The sequence below is a fragment of the Burkholderia anthina genome (assembly GCF_902498995.1).
GTDB lineage: Bacteria > Pseudomonadota > Gammaproteobacteria > Burkholderiales > Burkholderiaceae > Burkholderia > Burkholderia anthina.
Genome location: NZ_CABVLY010000005.1, coordinates 241,024 through 259,161, shown reverse-complemented (window position 1 = coordinate 259,161; position 18,138 = coordinate 241,024). Strand labels below are relative to the sequence as shown.

General features: G+C 68.3%; 18 protein-coding genes. 10 read left to right on the top strand and 8 right to left on the bottom strand.

What is annotated here, in order from left to right:
- Positions 1-2,244, bottom strand: coding sequence for a TonB-dependent receptor (locus tag BME24068_RS09635; RefSeq protein ID WP_096501454.1), 2,244 nt, complete (start codon positions 2,242-2,244; stop codon positions 1-3).
- Between the two features lie 320 nt (positions 2,245-2,564).
- Between BME24068_RS09635 and BME24068_RS09630 the strand changes: the two genes are divergently transcribed.
- Both BME24068_RS09630 and BME24068_RS09625 read left to right on the top strand, forming a co-directional pair.
- Entirely contained in the window at positions 2,565-2,804 is a 240-nt protein-coding gene (locus tag BME24068_RS09630) for a FitA-like ribbon-helix-helix domain-containing protein (RefSeq protein WP_096501452.1), read from the top strand.
- Positions 2,801-3,220: a type II toxin-antitoxin system VapC family toxin gene (locus tag BME24068_RS09625; protein ID WP_174925906.1), complete on the top strand. Its 420-nt coding sequence runs from the start codon at positions 2,801-2,803 to the stop codon at positions 3,218-3,220. Before BME24068_RS09630 ends, BME24068_RS09625 begins: the two co-directional genes overlap by 4 nt.
- 141 nt (positions 3,221-3,361) lie before the next feature.
- Here BME24068_RS09625 and BME24068_RS09620 read toward each other — a convergent pair whose 3' ends face one another.
- Positions 3,362-4,657 carry an aspartate carbamoyltransferase gene (locus tag BME24068_RS09620; RefSeq protein ID WP_096501448.1) on the bottom strand — a complete coding sequence of 432 codons (1,296 nt, stop codon included), beginning with the start codon at positions 4,655-4,657 and terminating at the stop codon, positions 3,362-3,364.
- Between the two features lie 232 nt (positions 4,658-4,889).
- Between BME24068_RS09620 and BME24068_RS09615 the strand changes: the two genes are divergently transcribed.
- Positions 4,890-5,024 carry an entericidin A/B family lipoprotein gene (locus tag BME24068_RS09615; RefSeq protein ID WP_096501446.1) on the top strand — a complete coding sequence of 45 codons (135 nt, stop codon included), beginning with the start codon at positions 4,890-4,892 and terminating at the stop codon, positions 5,022-5,024.
- Positions 5,025-5,123: 99 nt separating this feature from the next.
- Here BME24068_RS09615 and BME24068_RS09610 read toward each other — a convergent pair whose 3' ends face one another.
- From BME24068_RS09610 to BME24068_RS09600, 3 genes are all read right to left on the bottom strand, one after another.
- Positions 5,124-5,696, bottom strand: a complete 573-nt coding sequence (locus BME24068_RS09610) for a permease (protein WP_096501444.1) — start codon at positions 5,694-5,696, stop codon at positions 5,124-5,126.
- A gap of 341 nt (positions 5,697-6,037) precedes the next feature.
- A complete protein-coding gene (locus tag BME24068_RS09605) occupies positions 6,038-6,994 on the bottom strand; it encodes a DMT family transporter (protein ID WP_174925905.1) in 957 nt (318 codons plus the stop codon).
- Between the two features lie 175 nt (positions 6,995-7,169).
- Positions 7,170-7,964 (bottom strand): AraC family transcriptional regulator, encoded by a 795-nt coding sequence (locus BME24068_RS09600; protein ID WP_174925904.1) that lies wholly within the window; start codon positions 7,962-7,964, stop codon positions 7,170-7,172.
- Between the two features lie 169 nt (positions 7,965-8,133).
- On the opposite strand from BME24068_RS09600, the gene BME24068_RS09595 reads away from it, so the two are divergent.
- Positions 8,134-8,967, top strand: a complete 834-nt coding sequence (locus BME24068_RS09595; RefSeq protein WP_096501440.1) for a molybdenum cofactor biosynthesis F family protein — start codon at positions 8,134-8,136, stop codon at positions 8,965-8,967.
- Positions 8,964-9,773 (top strand): SDR family oxidoreductase, encoded by an 810-nt coding sequence (locus BME24068_RS09590; protein WP_096501438.1) that lies wholly within the window; start codon positions 8,964-8,966, stop codon positions 9,771-9,773. The genes BME24068_RS09595 and BME24068_RS09590 overlap by 4 nt, the downstream gene beginning before the upstream one ends.
- Positions 9,774-9,854: 81 nt before the next feature.
- Here BME24068_RS09590 and BME24068_RS09585 read toward each other — a convergent pair whose 3' ends face one another.
- Entirely contained in the window at positions 9,855-10,577 is a 723-nt protein-coding gene (locus BME24068_RS09585; protein WP_174925903.1) for a dihydrodipicolinate reductase C-terminal domain-containing protein, read from the bottom strand.
- A 537-nt stretch (positions 10,578-11,114) separates the two neighbouring features.
- Here BME24068_RS09585 and BME24068_RS09580 point away from each other — a divergent pair.
- The 4 genes from BME24068_RS09580 (at position 11,115) to creD (ending at position 15,600) form a co-directional block, all read left to right on the top strand.
- Entirely contained in the window at positions 11,115-11,828 is a 714-nt protein-coding gene (locus tag BME24068_RS09580; RefSeq protein ID WP_096501434.1) for an SDR family NAD(P)-dependent oxidoreductase, read from the top strand.
- A gap of 88 nt (positions 11,829-11,916) precedes the next feature.
- Positions 11,917-12,645, top strand: coding sequence for a two-component system response regulator CreB (gene creB / locus BME24068_RS09575; protein WP_174925902.1), 729 nt, complete (start codon positions 11,917-11,919; stop codon positions 12,643-12,645).
- 16 nt (positions 12,646-12,661) lie between these two features.
- Positions 12,662-14,113 (top strand): two-component system sensor histidine kinase CreC, encoded by a 1,452-nt coding sequence (creC, locus tag BME24068_RS09570; protein WP_174925901.1) that lies wholly within the window; start codon positions 12,662-12,664, stop codon positions 14,111-14,113.
- 110 nt (positions 14,114-14,223) lie between these two features.
- A complete protein-coding gene (gene creD / locus BME24068_RS09565; protein WP_096501428.1) occupies positions 14,224-15,600 on the top strand; it encodes a cell envelope integrity protein CreD in 1,377 nt (458 codons plus the stop codon).
- Positions 15,601-15,673: 73 nt separating this feature from the next.
- On the opposite strand, the gene BME24068_RS09560 is transcribed toward creD, so the two are convergent.
- Positions 15,674-16,096, bottom strand: a complete 423-nt coding sequence (locus BME24068_RS09560) for a RidA family protein (protein ID WP_174925900.1) — start codon at positions 16,094-16,096, stop codon at positions 15,674-15,676.
- A gap of 225 nt (positions 16,097-16,321) precedes the next feature.
- Between BME24068_RS09560 and BME24068_RS09555 the strand changes: the two genes are divergently transcribed.
- Positions 16,322-16,519: an oxidoreductase-like domain-containing protein gene (locus tag BME24068_RS09555; RefSeq protein ID WP_174925946.1), complete on the top strand. Its 198-nt coding sequence runs from the start codon at positions 16,322-16,324 to the stop codon at positions 16,517-16,519.
- Positions 16,520-16,599: 80 nt separating this feature from the next.
- On the opposite strand, the gene BME24068_RS09550 is transcribed toward BME24068_RS09555, so the two are convergent.
- Positions 16,600-18,060, bottom strand: coding sequence for an MFS transporter (locus tag BME24068_RS09550; RefSeq protein WP_174925899.1), 1,461 nt, complete (start codon positions 18,058-18,060; stop codon positions 16,600-16,602).
- Between the last annotated feature and the right edge of the window lie 78 nt (positions 18,061-18,138).

The window sequence follows — 18,138 nt, the reverse complement described above, 5'->3', positions numbered from 1 at the left end:
TCAGTAGCGCGCGTTCAGCGTGACGAACGCCGAGCGGCCCGGTGCGATCGACGCGTAGTGCGCCGGATACGCCTGATCGAAGTACGTGCGGTTGAACAGGTTGTTCACGTTCAGCTGCAGGTCGAGCTTCTTGTTGATCCGGTACTGCGCCATCGCATCGAAGCGCCAGTACGACGGCACGGCGCGCAGGTTCGCGGGATCGCCGAACACCTCCGACATGTAGAACGCGCCGCCGCCGACGGTGAACTTCGGCGTCACGTCGTAGTTCGACCACATCGTGAAGCTGTGCTTCGGCGTGTTCGGGAAGCGGTGGCCGTCGTTCACGGCATCCTTGCCGTTGTCGCGCAGTTCGCTCTTCATGTACGTGTAGCCGCCGAACACCTGCCACTGCTTCGTGATCTGGCCGGCGACGCCGAGTTCGAGACCCTGCACGCGCTTGTTGCCGACCATCGCGTATTCGTTGTTCGGCAGCGTCACGCGTGCATTCGTCGTGTCGATCTGGAACAGCGCGGCGGTCAGCGACAGCTTGTCGTTGAGCACGTTCCACTTCGTGCCGAGTTCGATGCTGCGGTTCTTTTCCGGCGCAAGCTGATCGGCGTTCGGGCCGACGCCGCCGCGGCCCGGCGTGAGCGACTGCGTCTCGCTGCCTTCGCCGAGCAGCATGCCGGCCGGCGTCGACGACGTTGCATACGACGCGTAGATGCTGCCGTTCTGAGCCGGCTTGAACACGGCACCGAGCTGCCAGTTGAAGAGCGTGTCGTCGCGGGTGTAGGTCTTGCCGCCGTTCGCCCTGGTGTCGGTGAAGCGGGTCGAGTAGTCGTCGACGCGCACGCCGGCGTTGACCTGCCAGCGCGGCGTGAGCTCGATCGTGTCGAAGCCGTAGATCGACTTCGTCGTGGTGCGCGCGTGCGCGTAATCGTTGTTGCGCGTGATCGAGCCGGCCCACGGATCGCTCGGATTCGGCGACCAGAGGCTCGTGCAGTTGTAGCCCGACGCCGCGCCGATGCCTTGCTGGCAGATCTTGCCGGTATCCGTCGCGACGGTGTACGCGTCGCGCTTGCCCCATTCGCGCGACAGTTCGATGCCGGTCGTGAAGCTGTGCTTGAACGGGCCGGTGCGGAATTCGCCGAACAGCTCGGTCAGGTTGGCGAGGCTGTTGATCGAGCTGTTGCGGTTGTTGTTGCGGCGCCAGACCTTGCCGTTCACCACGTTGCCCTGGCTGTCGTCGGGCTGCGTCCAGATGTAGTCCTGCGTCGATTCCGTGTAGCGCGTGGTGTTGCGCACCGTCAGCCCCGGCGTGATGTCGTGCTCGATCTTGATCGTGCTGATGTCGGACGTGGTCTTGCGGAAGTCGCGGTCGATCAGCCCGTAGAAGTTGTGGCGGTCGACGGGCGCCGGATAGATCGTGTCGACGTTCGCGGGCTTGTTCGACGTCGTGTAGAAGTACGGAATGCCGCTGTCGGGCAGGTCGTCGGTCGACAGGTGGTAGTAGCTGGCGGTCACGCGCGTCGGCGTGCCGAGACCGAACGCGATCGACGGCGCGACGCCCCAGCGCTCGTTGTTGACGGCGTCGCGGCCGGCGACGTCGTTGTTGTGGCTCATCAGGTTCAGGCGGAACGCGGCGTGATCGGCGAACTGCCAGTTGCCATCGGCGGTGAAGCGGCGGTAGCGGTCGGTGCCGAGGCCCGCGCTCGCGGCGGCGGTCGTGCCGAGGTGCGGCGCCTTCGTGATCAGGTTGATGCTGCCGCCCGCGCCGCCGCGGCCGCCGTACGCGCCGTCGGAACCCTTGGTGATCTCGACGCGCTCGGTGTTGAAGATCTCGCGCGTGGTCGCGCCCGTGTCGCGCATCCCGTCGACGAACATGCTGCCCTGCGTGTCGTAGCCGCGAATGAACGGGCGATCGCCGAGCGGATTGCCGCCCTCGCCGGCGCCGAACGTGATGCCGGGCACGGTGCGCAGCGCTTCGGTCAGGGTGGCCGCGCCGCTGCTCTGGATCAGCGCCTGCGGAATCACGGTGACCGACTTCGGCGTGTCGACGAGCGGCGCGGTGAATTTCACGGACGCGGAAAAGTCGGCCTTGTAGCTGTGCTCGGTCTTGCCCTGGACCTCGATCGGCGCGAGATGGCCTTCGGTGCCGACCGGGGCGGGCGACGGCGTGCCGTCGGCGAACGCAGGGCTCGCGGCGAGCACGCTGCACAGGGTGGTGAATTTGCCGAGCTTCAGTTCTTCAGGACGGGACTTCATGGTGCGCTTCGACCTCGCGGTGTGGCCCGGAAACGGCGTGGTACGGAAAGGTGCATGCCGCCGGGAATTATTACGATTTGTTTTCAGGCGGCATTCTATGTAATTTCTTGTTAAATGAGAAGCGTTCCTGTTCGCATTTGTAAGGAAATTGTTGACGAATGTGGTGAAGGGCGCGAAGGCTTGCGGGGCGGGGGGATGGCCGAACGGCCGAGTATGAAAGGCGCGGCTGACAGCTTACAGTGGCTGTGTCTTTACTCGTCCAAAAATGACAGCAAGGTGATAACATGACTGCATTGCAAGCAAATGTAGTGAGGTGCATCATGCCCGTGATCACTGTTCGAAATCTGCCCGACGAGGTGCATCGCGCGCTTCGGATTCGTGCCGCGCAACATGGCCGCAGCACTGAGGCCGAGGTTCGCGACATCCTCGAACAAGCCGTTCGGCCCGGCGGGCGCCCCAGGCTGGGAACGCTGCTGGTTGAAATCGGGAGGGAGGCCGGCGGCATCGATTTAGAGATTCAGCGCGGCACAGCGCCAACCGATCCGATGAGCTTCGAATGATTCTGGTCGATACCAACGTCATTGCCGAGCCGCTGCGACGCGAGCCGAGTGCGGCCGTGATCGCATGGCTCGACGCGCAGAACGTCGAGACGCTGTTTCTTGCCGCGATCAGCCTGGCGGAGATGCGGTTCGGTGTGGCCGCGTTGCCGGAAGGGCGCAGGCGAGACTGGCTGCAGCAAAGCATCGAGCAACGCGTGGTGCCGTTGTTTCGCGGCCGGATCCTGCCGTTCGATGAGGCGGCCAGTCACGCGTACGCGAGCCTTCGTGCGCAGGCTCGCGCCATGGGCAACGCGATGGCGTCTGCCGACGGTTTCATCGCCGCGACCGCCGCGGCGAACGGCCTGATCGTGGCTACGCGCAATGTCGCGCCGTTCGAAGCGGCGGGCCTGCGCGTGATCGATCCGTGGGCTGGCTGACGCAGGGCGGCGCGGCCCCGCACGGCCCGCGTCGAAAATGAAAAACGCGCCGTGCAAGGCGGCGCGTCGTGTGCGTTACGTCGGCGCGCGGCCCTTGAGACGAAACAGTCTCAAGCCCGGCCGCGCCGCACCGGATGCGGATCAGTCGATCCCGTGAAACACCGCGTCCTCGGGCCCGAGGTAGGCCGGCGGGCGCCACGTCGCGTCGCGCATCGAATGCTGGACGAGGTTCTCGACGCCGAGCAGCACCGCGAAGATCGCCATGCGCACCGGAATGCCGTTGTCGGTCTGGCGGAAGATCGCAAGGCGCGGATCGCGGTTCAGGTCGACCGACAGGTCGTTCGCGCCGGGCCGGCTGTCGCGCGGCAGCGGGTGCATGATCAGCGTGTCGGGTTTGCAGACGGAATCGACGAGCGCCTGGTTGATCTGGAAATCCGGCGTGTAGCCTTCGAACGATTCGTCGGTGAAGCGCTCCTTCTGGATCCGCGTCGCATAGACGACGTCCGCGCCGCGCAGCCCGGCCGCGAGGTCGTTCGTCTGCTCGATCACGTGGCCGTTCGTCGCGATCTGGTCGATGATGTAGGCCGGCATTTCGAGCGTCGGCGGCGACACGAGCGTGAACTTGAGCCCGCGGTACAGCGCGAGCAGCTTGACGAGCGAATGCACGGTGCGGCCGTATTTCAGGTCGCCGACGAGCGCGATATGCGCGCCGTCGACGATCTTGCCGAGCCGCGAGAACTCGCGCTGGATCGTATAGAGATCGAGCAGCGCCTGGCTCGGGTGTTCGCCGGGGCCGTCGCCGCCGTTGATGACCGGCAGGTTGGTCGCGCGCGCGAACTCGGCGACCGAGCCCTTCTCCGGATGGCGGATCACGAGCGCGTCGACGTAGCCGGCCATCACGCGGCTCGTGTCGTAGATCGATTCGCCCTTGGCCATCGACGAGAACGTGAAGCCGGTCGTGTCGCACACCGAGCCGCCGAGCCGGCAGAACGCCGCGCCGAACGACACGCGCGTGCGCGTGCTGGCTTCGAAGAACAGGTTGCCGAGCACGGCGCCTTCGAGCACGCGCGAAATCTTGTGGCGGCGCGCGATCGGCTGCATCACGTCGGCGACGCGGAACAGCGCCTCGACCGAATCCCGCGAGAACTGGTCCACCGAGATCAGTTGCGGCTTGCCTTCGAACAGGAACTGATTCGCGAATCCCTGTTTATCTACGCTTTGCGTATGGTTCGCGCCGTCGGGTTCCGAGCGCTCGACGATTTCCGACACGAAGCGCTCGACGATCTCGGGCATGCCGCGCGATTCCTGCGAATCGTCGGGCAACAGCCACGTATCCAGCGCGCGGCGGCTAACGCCGATGCGGTTCGCGAACGCTTCGCGGGTCATGTTGAGGCGGCGCATCGCGTCGCGCAGGAAGGCTTGCTGGGGAACGGTCATCGGCGGCACCTCGTGGAAAATATACGCGGTGCGTATATTAGTTCGAAGGGTGGCGAAGTCAAGGAAAATCTGCGCAAACCGCCTGTGTGATCGGTGTCACACCTGCCGGCTCGCACTGGCGCGCGGCAGCCGTCTCCGTATAATCAGGTCAGGCCCCGTGTCCTGCATGTGGCAGGGCGCGACGCCGTGACGATTCGCCCGGTCGGGCTTGTTGATTCGAAGGAGAATGAGAATGACGCGTACGATTGCTGCAATGCTGCTGGTGGTGACCGCCGCGCTCGCCGGTTGCAATACCGTCGCAGGCATGGGTCAGGATATTTCGAAGGGTGGCCAGGCGATCAGCGATACGGCCGACAAGGCCAAGTAAGCTGCCGGGTTCCGGAATGCGGAAGGCGCCGGGCCGTCCCGCGAGTGCGGGGCGGCCCGGCGCCTTTTTTTATCGTTCGCGATGCGGCTGCAGCCCGCGTCAGGCGGTTTCCACGAACGCGTAACGGCCTTCGACCTTGCGCGGCGTGAACCAGCCGAAGTCCGGGAACATCCGGTTGCGGACGAACCAGACGTAACCCACCAGCACGACCGTCACCGCGAGGCTCGGCAGTGCGCTCGACGGATCCTGTCCGAGATCGGCGATGGTCTTCGGCAGTTGCAGCAGCGACAGGATGATGAACGCGTGATACGCGCCGACGCGATGGGTCGCGAAGCCCCAGATGAACAGCAGCGACAGCGGCACGGTCAGCACGACGAACAGCACCGCGAGGCCTTTGCCGAGTACGCCCGCCGTGCCGAGGTGGTCCGCGGCGGCGGAGAACAGGTAGGCGAGCGCGAGGCTGATCACGAGTTGCGCGATGCCGAGGCCGACCAGGATCCACGTGTGCACCTTGTTCTTTCTGCACAGCTCCGGGTCGGGGCGCGACGCGATCAGGCGCGCGAGCACGCGATCCTTGAGGCCGTGTCCGGCCAGTTCGGCCAGCACGTCGGCTTTCCTCGCACCCGCGGACAGCAGCGCCGCGATTCTTGTTTTGGCTTCCTTCTTGTTCATGACGTGGCGAATTGTTGTTCGATGGTTGTCAAAAGGCCCGGCCACGCGAATATTGCATCTTGTGCGATGGGGCGCAACGGTTTTGCCGCCGATGGACACATTCCTACAATCGCCGCCGATGGGGGCGGTGGCGGGGCATCGGTCGATGGTGGGGCGGCGTCGCTGCCGGACAGGCTGTCGGACGCGACGCGTGTGTCGGAGTGTGGCGACCCGGCCGGCCCGCGCCGCGGCGATCGCGGTCGCGTGATGTCGTGCACCGCATCCATCGCCCGGCACGGCTCGGGCTGACGCCGGGCGGACCGGGAAACCCGGCGCCGCGCATGCGGCGCGCCGGACGCGGATCAGTCGGCGGTCGGCGAGGACGCCGCCGGGCGGGCCGGCAGCGCCGACGGTGCTGTCGTGTCGCGCGCCGGCGGTTCACGTCGCCGCGTTGCGCCTGCCAGCATCCCGGCGACGACGAGCGCGATACCCAGAAGCCGCGTGCCGCCCAGTGTCTCGCCGAACAGCGCGACGGCGAACAGCACGGCCGAGACGGGCGCGACCGCCGTGAACAGCGCGGCTTCGGTGCCGCTCGTACGCGCGGAACCCGCATACCAGCACACATAACCGAGCACGGTCGGCACCAGCGCGTAGTATGCGATCGCCGAAACGGCGCCGATCGTCCAGCCGGCCGCTGCCGCGTGCCATTCGAATGCGGCCGGCACCAGCGCGAGCACGAAGCCGAGGCCCGACATCGCCGTCGACAGCGCGAGCGGCGGCAACGGCGCCGACAGCCGCCGGTTCAGCAGGATGAACACGGCCTCGCATGCGACGGCGGCGAGCACCAGCGCATCGCCGGCGAGCGTCTGCAGCGACGGCATGGCCTGACCGGGCGCGAACGTGACGAACAGGACGCCGGCGGTGGCGAGCGCGGCCGCGCCCCAGTCGCGAAGTGTCTGCCGCTCACGCAGCACGATGGCCGCGATCAGCGTCGACATCGCCGGCAGCGTGCCGAGCATCACGCCCGCATCGACCGGCGACGACAGCTTCGTGCCGCTGATCAGCAGCACCGTATAGCCGACGCCGCCCGCGGCCGCCTGGACGACGAGCAGCACGGCGTCGCGCGTGCCGATGCGCGGCCAGCGCATGCGTTGCGCACGCATCAGCGCGAACAGCAGCGGGGTCGCGATCAGGAAGCGCAGCGCGGTGGCCGTGAACGGCGGCAGGCCGCCGGCCGCGAAGCGGCTCGCGATGACGGTGCTGCCGACGCCGGTCATCGCGGCGGCGAGGTAGAGATAGCCGATCAGTCGTGTTTTCATGCGCCGCATCATCGCGTGCGGCGGCGAGGGCGTCTTGAACGAAATTGCAGCGATGTGCGTGGCGGCACCCGGTGTTTCCGCATGGGGCACAGCGTCTGTCTGATCGATCGGCATCGCTACGTCACGGCAACGGCCCGTGTCGTTGCGATAGAGGCGCGTCGCGCAACGAAGCCCGTTACCCGGCCTGCGTGAACCTTCCCGGCGTGATCCCGAACTGGCGCGCGAAGGCACGCGTCAGGTGGCTCTGGTCGGCAAAACCGGCTTCGGCCGCCGCATCCGCGATCGGTGTGCCGCTCGCGAGCAGCGCACGCGCGAGCCGCGTGCGCGACTGCACCAGATACGCATGCGGCGTGATGCCGAGTTCGCGTGCGAACCCGCGCAGCAACTGGAAGCGGCTCACGCCGCTCAAGCCGGCCAGTTCCGCAAGCGAAACGGGTGCGGCGGGCGCGGCATCGAGCCGTTCGCGGGCAACGCGGATCGCCGGCGCGACGCGCGCGGCCGGCAGTGCGCGGTTCGCATGCCGGGCCAGCAGCCCGGCGACCAGCATCACGAGCGCTTCGTCGCGCGCGAGCGCCGGCGTTTCGCCTTCGACGATCCGCGCATGCAGCCGGCCGAACGCGGCGGCGAGCCGCGCGTCGCGCACGGCCGGATGCGTGAGTTCGACGCCGCCGAGGCCTTCTTCCGCCGCGACGCCCGCAACCAGCGCGGGCGCGAGGTACAGCATCCGCCAGCGCCGGCCCGTGCCCGCGTCGATCGGCATGCCGTCGTGCATTTCGCCGGGATTGACCATGATCGCGTCGCCGGCCAGCGCGTCGACCTGCCCGCGGCCGCTCCATGATCGATGCGCGCCGCTGACGATCACGCCGACCCCGAATTCATCGTGCGCATGCCGCGGAAACGCGCGATCGGACTCGAGGCTGATCGCCTCGATGCCTTCGTCGATCCGTCGGTAGTGGGTGACACTGTGCATGGGTGATCCTGGCGCGTCGGCGACGCGGATTCCGTGCACTTTAGCGCGTTCCGGCCGCGCGCGCCCTTCATCCTTTTGGCCGATACCGCGCCGCGCGCGCAGCCGCCACCATGTGCACATGAGCAGCGTACACGGCCCGCCGGGCCTGAAGTTGCGCAGGAGGCGGCAGGTGGAACAACAGGATCCGGTATTCATTCAGGTGGGCGCACTGGCGGACGGTTTTGCGCCGGACGCGAACATCCTCACGCCCGTGAACGCACTCGCGGGGCGGGCGCTCGTCCTCGGCGACGCATCGGGCGCGTGGCGCGTCTATACGTTCGAGGCGGGTGCGCTGCAATGGCGCGATGCGGCGACCGACACGGGCGGGCATGCGCCGTGCCGGGTCACGCGGCTGCGCGACGAACTGTACTTCGTCGACTACATCGACCCGGCGGCGCGCGCGACGTCGGTCAGCCTCGTGATCGACATCGGCAATGGTGTGTGGACGTCGGTGATCGGCACGCTGCCGACCGAAGCGGACACGCACATCGACGCGTTCACGCGCGTCGCGCGCGGGTTGCCGCTGACGGGCGTCGACGCCGCGTTCCGGCACGGCACGCTCGGCGGCCATGCGGAGCCGGGCCCGCTGCACGGGCCCACGCGCGAGCTGATCGGCAAGCGGACGATGTACCGCTACAGCCCGACCGAATGCTACGAGCACATCTACCTGAACGAGAACTTCTATGCATGGCAGTGCCTGCTGGGCGTCGAAGGCGGGCTGGCCGACGTCGACCGCTGCCATTACTTCAAGATCGCGGCGCAACTGTATCTGTTCGTCTGGCGCGAGAAAGTGGTGCCGACGCTCGGCGTCGTGCTGATCGATCTCGCGCAGCGCAAGACCGACGGCAAGATCTTCGGTTATCAGGGCGGCGATTTCGGCTCGCTGTCGAATTTCCCGATCGGCGCGCATGCGCAGGTGCTGAACGAAACCGTGCATCCGCTCGGCGGCGAGGCGGCGCAATGAACGCCACGCCGGGCAGCGGCCGCCTGCGTGCGGATTTCAGCGGGCGGGTCGTGCTCGTGACGGGCGCCGCGCAGGGGATCGGCGCGGCGATCGCGCGCCGTTTCGCGGAATCCGATGCGTTCGTCGCGCTCGCCGATCTCAACGGCGACGCGGCCGCCGCGCAGGCCGAGGCGCTTGCCAGCGCGGGTGCCGATGCGCGCGCCTATCGCGTCGACGCCGCGAGCCGCGAAGAACTCTGCGCGCTCGTCGCGGCGGTCGAGCGCGACGGCGGGCGGCTCGACGTCGTCGTGCACAACGCCGCGTATTTCCCGCTGACCCCGTTTGCGCAGATCGATGTGCCGGTGCTCGAGCGGACGTTGTCGGTCAACCTGTCGGCGCTGTTCTGGCTCGCGCAGGCCGCGTTGCCCGCATTCGAGCGCGCGGGGGCCGGGCGGCTGCTCGTCACGTCGTCGGTGACGGGGCCGCGCGTCGTGTATCCGGGGCTCGCGCATTACGCGGCATCGAAGGCCGGCGTGAACGGTTTCATCCGCGCGGCGGCGCTCGAACTCGCGCGCCGCAACGTGACGGTCAATGGCGTCGAGCCGGGGATGATTCGCACGCCTGCCGCCGGCAATCTCGGCGACGCGTCGGTCGCCGCGCAGATCGCGCGCGACATTCCGCTCGCGCGGATGGGCGAGCCGGAGGACATCGCGAACGCGATGCTGTTTCTCGCGTCGGCCGATGCGGCGTACATCACCGGGCAGACGATCGTCGTCGACGGCGGCGCGACGTTGCCGGAGAGCGGGGCCGTGCTGGGCGACGGATAACGCGGGCGAGGAGGGCTGCGCGGTGGCGGCCGGCGGGCGCGTCGTCAGCGCTGTCGACGGCCGGGGCGTGCGTACGCGCGATTACAGCCAGCCGTTGCGAATGAACTCGACGATCGAATAACGGCGCCGCTCGAGATCCCGCTGGCGCACGGCGTCGACGATGCGCGACACGCCGTCTGCGTAGGGCGATGCGCCATACACGCGGGATTCGAACTGCAGGCTGCACGCGCCGTCCTCGATGCGGATCCGGTGGAATGCGTGGCGGCCGAGCTGGTCGCCGGGAATCTGCAAGGCATCGCGCTGCTCGGCGGGGGCGCGCACGGAGCGGATATCGTGCGCCGGCACGCCGAGCGACTGACCGATGTCGACCGCGGTGCCGGGCACGGACGTCTTGCTGGCCTGATGCGATTCGGTCACGCTGATGTTGCAGTCGCGAAACAGATGGCCGCTGGTTTCCAGCATGCTCATGAACTTGAGCATCAGGATGTTCGTGTTCGGACAGAGCACGACGGGGAAATCGTGTGATCCGGTTTCGAGGCCGGAGCCGGTCGACAACTCGATGAGCGTCGAACCCGTGGCGCGGCAGAACGCGATTGCGTCGGGCAGCTCGCGGCCGGAACCGGCATGGACGACGATCGATCGGGTATCGTGACGTCGGGCGGCGCTATGGCTTGCATCGCTACGTCCGGCATCGGCTCGCGCGCCATCCGACCAGGGCATCACGTGACAGACTGCGGGATCGAGCTGATGCGAGCGGAGCAGTTCGGTTGCCAGCTTGCCGGCGCCAACGACGAGTACTTGCATGGGATTGACGGGTTGCGGTTCGGGTTTCGGTACGGAAGCGACGCGGGCCGCTCAAGGGCCCGGCGCGATCACGACGCACCGCGCGGCGCACCGTGATCGCGCATTATGCCCGGCCGCCTGCCGGCGCGTGCAGTCGTGCCGCACGGGCGTAGCGCCGGCGTATCAGCTTGCCGACGTCGTCGGCACCCACGCATTTGCCGTGTACTTCGTCGCGAACTGCCTGGCGATCGAGCGAGACGGTCCGTATCCGATGCGACGGTGTCGTGCTTCGAGCACTGGGCAAGCCTGGCCCGCGATGTCGCCACTGCCCGCGACGTCCGGACCGCGCCGCGCTTCGTGATGCCGCCGCCGGGCTGGCGCCCGGACAACCGGGGCGAGACGACGGAGGCACTGCGCCGCCGCAACCTCGTCGCCGTGCGCACGGCGGCATGAACGGCGCTACGCTGTCGAAACGCCGGCGCGGCACACTCGGGCTGCGGCCGGTATCGGCCTCGCAACGCGCATAATCGAACACCCTCGACACTGGAGAACACACCGATGGAACACGACCTGAAAGGCAAGGCAGTCGCGATCACCGGCGGATTCGGCCATCTCGGCGTCGCCACGGCAGCGTGGCTCGGCCAGCGCGGCGCGCGCGTCGCGCTGATCGGCCGCGGCGCGGCGCCGGACGCGCAGGCGCTACCCGGCGTGCCGGCCGACGCACTGCGCATCGGCGGGATCGATCTCGTCGATCCGCAGGCGGCCGTGCAGGCGCTCGACACCGTGAATCGCGAATTCGGCCGGGTCGACGCGCTGCTGAACATCGCCGGTGCATTCGTGTGGCAGACGATCGCCGATGGCGATGCGGCCACGTGGGATCGCATGTACGAACTGAACGTGAAGACGGCGCTGAATGCGTCGAAGGCCGCGCTGCCGTATCTGGTGGCGAGCCAGGCCGGCCGCATCGTCAACATCGGCGCGGGCGCGGCGTTCAAGGCCGGCGCCGGGATGGGCGCGTATGCGGCCGCGAAGGCGGGCGTCGCGCGGCTCACCGAGGCGCTGGCGGCGGAACTGCTCGATCGCGGCGTGACCGTGAACGCGCTGTTGCCGAGCATCATCGACACGCCGCCGAACCGCAAGGACATGCCCGACGCGGACTTCTCGCGCTGGGTCCGGCCCGAACAGCTCGCGGCGACGATCGGGTTCCTGCTGTCGGCCGACGCGCAGGCGATCACCGGCGCATCGATTCCGGTGAGCGGCCGCGTGGCGTAACGGATGGGGGGCTCGCGGCGGCGCGGCGCGTGCCGCATCCGGCCGTGCGTACAATGTCGCACCGGATTGCGCGACAGAACCCGAGACCATGAATCAGCCACATATCCTGATCGTCGAAGATGAACTGGCGATCGCGGACACGATCGTCTACGCCCTCGGCACGGAGGGCATGCAGACCGTGCACTGCACGCTCGGGCAGGCGGCGCTCGACCGCTTGAGCGACACGCGCTTCGACCTCGTGGTGCTCGACGTCGGCCTGCCGGACCTGAGCGGCTTCGAGGTGTGCCGCCGGCTGCGGACGTTCTCGGACGTGCCGGTGATCTTCCTCACCGCGCGGCACGACGAGATCGACCGGATCGTCGGCCTCGAAATCGGCGCGGACGATTACGTGGTCAAGCCGTTCTCGCCGCGCGAACTGGCCGCGCGGGTGCGCGTGATCCTGCGGCGCTTCTACCGGCCGGCGATGCCGCATCCGCATCCACAGCCGGCAACGGCGACACCCGCGCCAGCCGCGCCCGTTGCGTCCATCGCACCGGGCTTCGAACTCGATATAGACGGCGCGCGCGTGGCATGGCTCGGCCACCCGTTGAACCTGACGCGCTACGAATTCGGCCTGCTCGCGCTGCTCGTCCGGCATCCGGGGCGCATCTACTCGCGCGAGCAGCTGATGGACCTCGTGTGGCACGAGGCATTCGACTCGGCCGACCGCACGGTCGACACGCACATCAAGACGCTGCGCGCGAAACTGCGCGCGATCGCCCCCGAACGCGACCCGATCCGCACGCATCGCGGCATGGGTTATTCGCTGCAACCGTGACGACCGGCACCGCACCATGCATATCGGCCTGCGCATCTTCTTCGGCTTCTTCCTGATCGTCGGCCTTGCCGCGCTGATCACGCTGCGGGTGTTCGTGCAGGAGGTGAAGCCCGGCGTACGCGAAGCGATGGAGGACACGCTGGTCGACACCGCCCAGGTGCTCGCGACGCTCGCATCCGACGACATGGCGAGCGGACACATCGCCGACGGCGCGTTCGCGCGCCAGCTCGACACGCTGCACGCGCGTCCGGTCAGCGCGAACGTCTGGGGCATGCACAAGGACGCGATCAGCTACCGGATCTACGTCACCGATGCGCGCGGCATCGTCCGCTACGACTCGGCCGGCGTCGCGCTCGGCCAGGACTATTCGCGCTGGAACGACGTGTACCGGACGTTGCGCGGCGAGTATGGCGCGCGCAGTACGCGCGCCGATCCGAACGACGACAGCAGCACCGTGATGCACGTCGCGGCGCCGATCCGGCATGGCGACGCGATCATCGGCGTGCTGACGATCGCGAAGCCGAACCAGACTGTCGCGCCGTTCATCGCGCGCAGCCAGCGCAAGATCATGCTGTATGGCGCGCTGTTGATGGGCGGCGCGATCCTGATCGGCGTCGCGTGCACGTGGTGGCTCGTGCTCGGGCTGCGGCGCCTGCAGCGCTATGCGCGCGCGATCGCGGCCGGCGAGCGCGCGACGATGCCGCTGCAGGGCGCGAACGAGCTGGCCGAGCTCGGCCGCGCGGTGGAAACCATGCACCAGCGTCTGGAGGACCGGCAATATGTCGAAACCTACATCCACACGCTCACGCACGAAATGAAGAGCCCGCTCGCGGCGATCAGCGGCGCGGCCGAATTGCTGCACGAAGAGATGCCGGTCGCGAACCGCCGGCGTTTCACCGAGAACATCCGCCGCCAGGCCGGCCGTCTCGAGCAGATGATCCGCAAGCTGCTCGCGCTCGCCGAAGTGGAGCAGAAGCAGCGGCTGTCGGTACACGAGCCGGTCGCGCTGCTGCCGGTGCTGGAGCAGCTCGTCGACGATCTCGAGCCGCGTGCGCGTCAGCGCGGCGTGAGCGTGCGAATCGATGCCGACCGGACGGCCGGCGCGGCGATCGTCGACGGCGATCCGTTCCTGCTGCGCCAGGCGCTCGGCAACCTGCTCGACAACGCGCTGGATTTCGCGCCGCGCGGCAGCGCGATCCGGGTCGCACTCGAACGGCACGCGGCGGGGCGCGGGCAGGTCGCGGTCGTGCGCGTCGTCGACGACGGCCCCGGCGTGCCCGACTACGCGCTGGCGCGGGTGTTCGAGCGTTTCTATTCGCTGCCGCGTCCCGACGGGCAGGACCGCAGCACGGGGCTCGGCCTGTGCTTCGTCCGCGAAGTCGCGATGCTGCATCGCGGCCAGATCGCGCTCGCGAACCGCAACGAAGGCGGCGCGTGCGCGACGCTCACGCTGCCGTCGCCGGGCTGAGCGCTTCACGCCCGCCACACGCTCGCCACACCTTCGCTTCACACCTGCTTCAATCGGCCTTCACCGGGCCGGCTCATGCTGAGCGCACCTTCACTCCGGTATCCGTCAGCATGAATCGAGTCCTGTTGTTCAAATCCCTGATCACCGCGCTCCTCGCGCTGCTGATCCTGATCCCGTTACGGATGGTCGGCGGCATCGTGCAGGAACGCGCCGCGTATCGCGACAGCGCGCGGCAGAGCGTCTGGTCCAGCTATGCGGGGCCGCAGACGGTGACGGGCCCGGTGCTGGTCGTGCGGTACACGGAAGTCACGCGCGTGCGCGACGACACGCCGGCCGGCGGCGCGACGAAGACGAGCCTGCATCGCGAGAGCCGGCGCCTGTTCGTGTTTCCGAAGACGCTGAACGTCGACGGCACGCTGGAGACGAGCGTGCGCTATCGCGGCATCCACAAGGTGCTGGTGTACGACCTGCAGAGCCGGCTGTCGGGCACGCTGGCGCTGCCGGACCTGAAGAAGCTGCCGCAGGCCGACGCTCACGTGAGTTTCACGATCGACGGCGCATACGTCGCGATCGGCATCGGCGATATTCGCGGGCTGACGTCGCAGCCGGTGTTGAACCTCGGCGGCCGGGCGCTCGGCCTGGAGCAGGGCACGGGGCTCGACGGCCTGCGCCAGGGCGTGCACGCGAACCTCGATCTCGCGACGCTGGCGGACGCGAATCCGGGGGCGGTCGTCCCGTTCAGCATCGCGTTGCCGCTGCGCGGCGCGGAATCCGTTTCGTTCGCGCCGGTGGCTGACCAGAACGATTTTTCGCTGAAGTCGACGTGGCCGCATCCGAGCTTCGACGGCACGTTCCTGCCGCATCGCCGCACCGTCGACGCGCACGGGTTCACCGGCAACTGGCGCGTGACGTCGTTCAATACGAAGGTGCGCGAGCAGATCGCGGCCGGCAACGGGGAGGGCGCGCTGGAGACGGCGTCGGTGTCGGTGATCGAACCGGTGAACGTCTATCTGCAGACCGAACGCGCGACGAAGTATGGCGCACTGTTCGTGATCCTGACGTTCGCGAGTTTCTTCATGTACGAACTCGTGAAGCGGTTGCGCATTCACCCGATCCAGTACCTGCTGGTCGGCCTGTCGCTCGCGCTGTTCTTCCTGTTGTTGCTGAGCCTGTCCGAGCACGTCGCGTTCGGTTACGCGTATCTCGCGGCAAGCGGCGCATGCATCGGGCTGCTCGGCTTCTATCTGTCGTTCGTGCTGCACAGCGTAAAGCGCGGCGCCGCATTCGCCGGGCTGCTCGCGATCCTGTACGCGGCGCTTTACGGCTTGCTGCTGTCGGAGGACAACGCGCTGATGCTCGGTTCGCTGCTGCTGTTCGCGATCCTCGCCGGGATCATGACGCTCACGCGCCGCATCGACTGGTACGCGCTGGGTGCCGCGTGGCAACCGCTCGCCGACAAGGCGAAGCCGGAGGCGCCGGCGAAATAGGCGCGATGGCGGTGGCAACGCGGTCGGCCGGCAGCATCCCGGCCGTCGCGTCGGCCGCCACCGGGCCGGCGATTCATGCCTGGGGGGACGGCCTGCGGAACCGCGTCAGCGGAATTTCCGCGACCGCCGCGATTTCGATCAGCAGATCGGGACGGTACAGACGTTCGACCTGGACGGTCGTCGTCACGGGATAGGGTTCGGCGAAGAACGCCTTGCGGACGTCGCCGGCCTGCATGAACGCGTCGATGTCGGTCGCGTAGTGAACCAGCGAGATCACGTCCAGCATCTGCCCGCCGAGCGCGGCGAGCACGTCCCGAATGTTGTCGAGCGTCTGCCGGACTTGCACACGCATGTCGCCGGCACCGACGACGTGCCCGTCCCGGTCGAGCGCGACTTGTCCCTTCAGATGCACGATCCGGCCGTCGCCCTGAATTACGGCCATCGAGAACGCGCCGAACGGCGCCCAGACTTCCGGCGGATTCACGGCTTCGGCCATGACGCGACTCCCGAGGGCAGAGGGTTGGGCGGTCCGGACAGCGACGGCGTGCGTCGCGACCCGCCCGGGCGCGGGTCATGCGCGCAGCGGGAGCGTGTCGTCGGCATGGCCGTCCGGGGCGCCGATAATCCGGGCATTATGGACGAACGAGCGACGCCGCGATCACGAACGGATGTGACGCAGCATCCGCGTATACTGAACACGTCTTTTCATCCGATTTTCGCCGTGCCCAAGTCTCCCGCTTCCGAATCCCCCGCGGACGATCCGCGTCCGACCCCGCCCGTACAACCCGAACTGGAAGACTGCTGCAACAGCGGTTGTTCGCCGTGCGTTTTCGACCTGTACGACGAAGCGCTCGCGCGCTATCGCGTCGAGCTGGCCGAATGGGAAGCGCGGCATCCGCAACGAAAGCATCAGCAGTGACGTGATGCCGGTGCCGGCGAACGGCCGCGCATGCGCCGCTCCCGCTTCGCCGCCGCCGATGCGTTCCCGGCCCGGCAGCGTCACGCGTCGGCCCCCGCCCGCCGATGCATCGGCCCCAACGCGGCCGACAGTGCGATGCACACGAGCAGCAGGGCCGTCAGCGCCCACATCGCCGTCCGGAAACCCGCGACGTAATCGGCTGCGGCCGGATGCGCGCCGAGCCGCGAGAAGAACAGCCCGCCGAGCGTCGCCGCGCCGACGGCCGCGCCGATCTGCAACATCGCCGTGACCATGCCGGATGCGACTCCCGCACGGGCCGCGTCGACTTCCGCGAGCACGATCCGCACGACCGACGGCAGCACGAGCCCTTGTCCGATCCCGATCGCCGCGATGCCGGCATAGAAACCGGCGCCGGGCGCATGGTCGCCGGCCAGTGCGGCCGCGGTCGCGACACCGGCCGCCAGTATCGCGAAGCCGAGCGTGAGTACGCGATAGCCGCCGAACCGGTCGACGAGGCGCGGCATCAGCAGCGGGCTTGCCAGGAAGCCGATGCCGAGCGGCAGGATCGCGAGCCCGGACGCGAGCGGCGACCAGTTCAGGCAGCCCTGCAGATAGATCCCGTAGCTCAGGAAGAACACGCTCAGCATGTAGAACAGGAACGCGAGCGTGAGCCCGAGCGCGACGACGGGATTGCGCAGCAGGCGCACGTCCAGCAGCGGATCGCGGCCGCCGGCGAGCCGGCGCGCTTCGACCGTCAGCAGCGCACCGAGCATCGGCAGCGCGCCGACGAGGCACGCGACCATCCACAGCGGCCAGCCGGTTTCGCGCCCGTGCGTGAGCGGATAGACGAGCATCAGCAGGAACAGCGACAGCAGCACCGTGCCGGGCACGTCGATGCGCTGGCCGCGCGGCGGCCGGCTTTCCGGGATGAAGCGCCAGCTGCCGATCAGCGCGAGGATGCCGATCGGCAGGTTGACGAGAAAGATCGCGCGCCAGCCGAGCCCGAACGGATGCAGGCTGATCAGCGCGCCGCCGCCGAGCTGGCCGATCACGGCGGCAAGCCCGAACACGAAACCGTAGAAGCCCATCACGCGCACCTGCTCCTGCGGGCTGAACACGCTGCGGATCGTCGCGAGCACCTGGGGCGCGAGGATCGCCGCGAACAGCCCCTGCAGCACGCGGCCGCCGACGAGCACCGCGCCGCTGCCGGCGAGCCCGCACAGGGTCGACGCGACCACGAAGCCGGCCATGCCGATCATGAACATGCGCTTGCGGCCGTACAGGTCGCCGAGGCGGCCGCCGGTGATCTGCACGACCGCGTTCGCGCATGCATAAGCCGACACGACGAGCTCCAGCTGGGCCGGGCGGGCGCCGATGCCGTCGCGGATGGCGGGCAACGCGAGATTCACGATGAAGTAGTCGAGCGGCGGCAGAATGGCGCCGACCAGCAGGACCACGAGCGCCCAGCCATGATGGCTGCGCGCCGGTGCCGCGGCGGCCGTGCCGGCCGGCGCGCAACGGGCGAGGGTGTTGTCGGTCATGTACGGAGGTCCGAAAGAATGAGGGCCGCATGCCGGGCCGGGCGAGCCGGGTTCGGCAGCGTGCCGTTGAAGCGACAT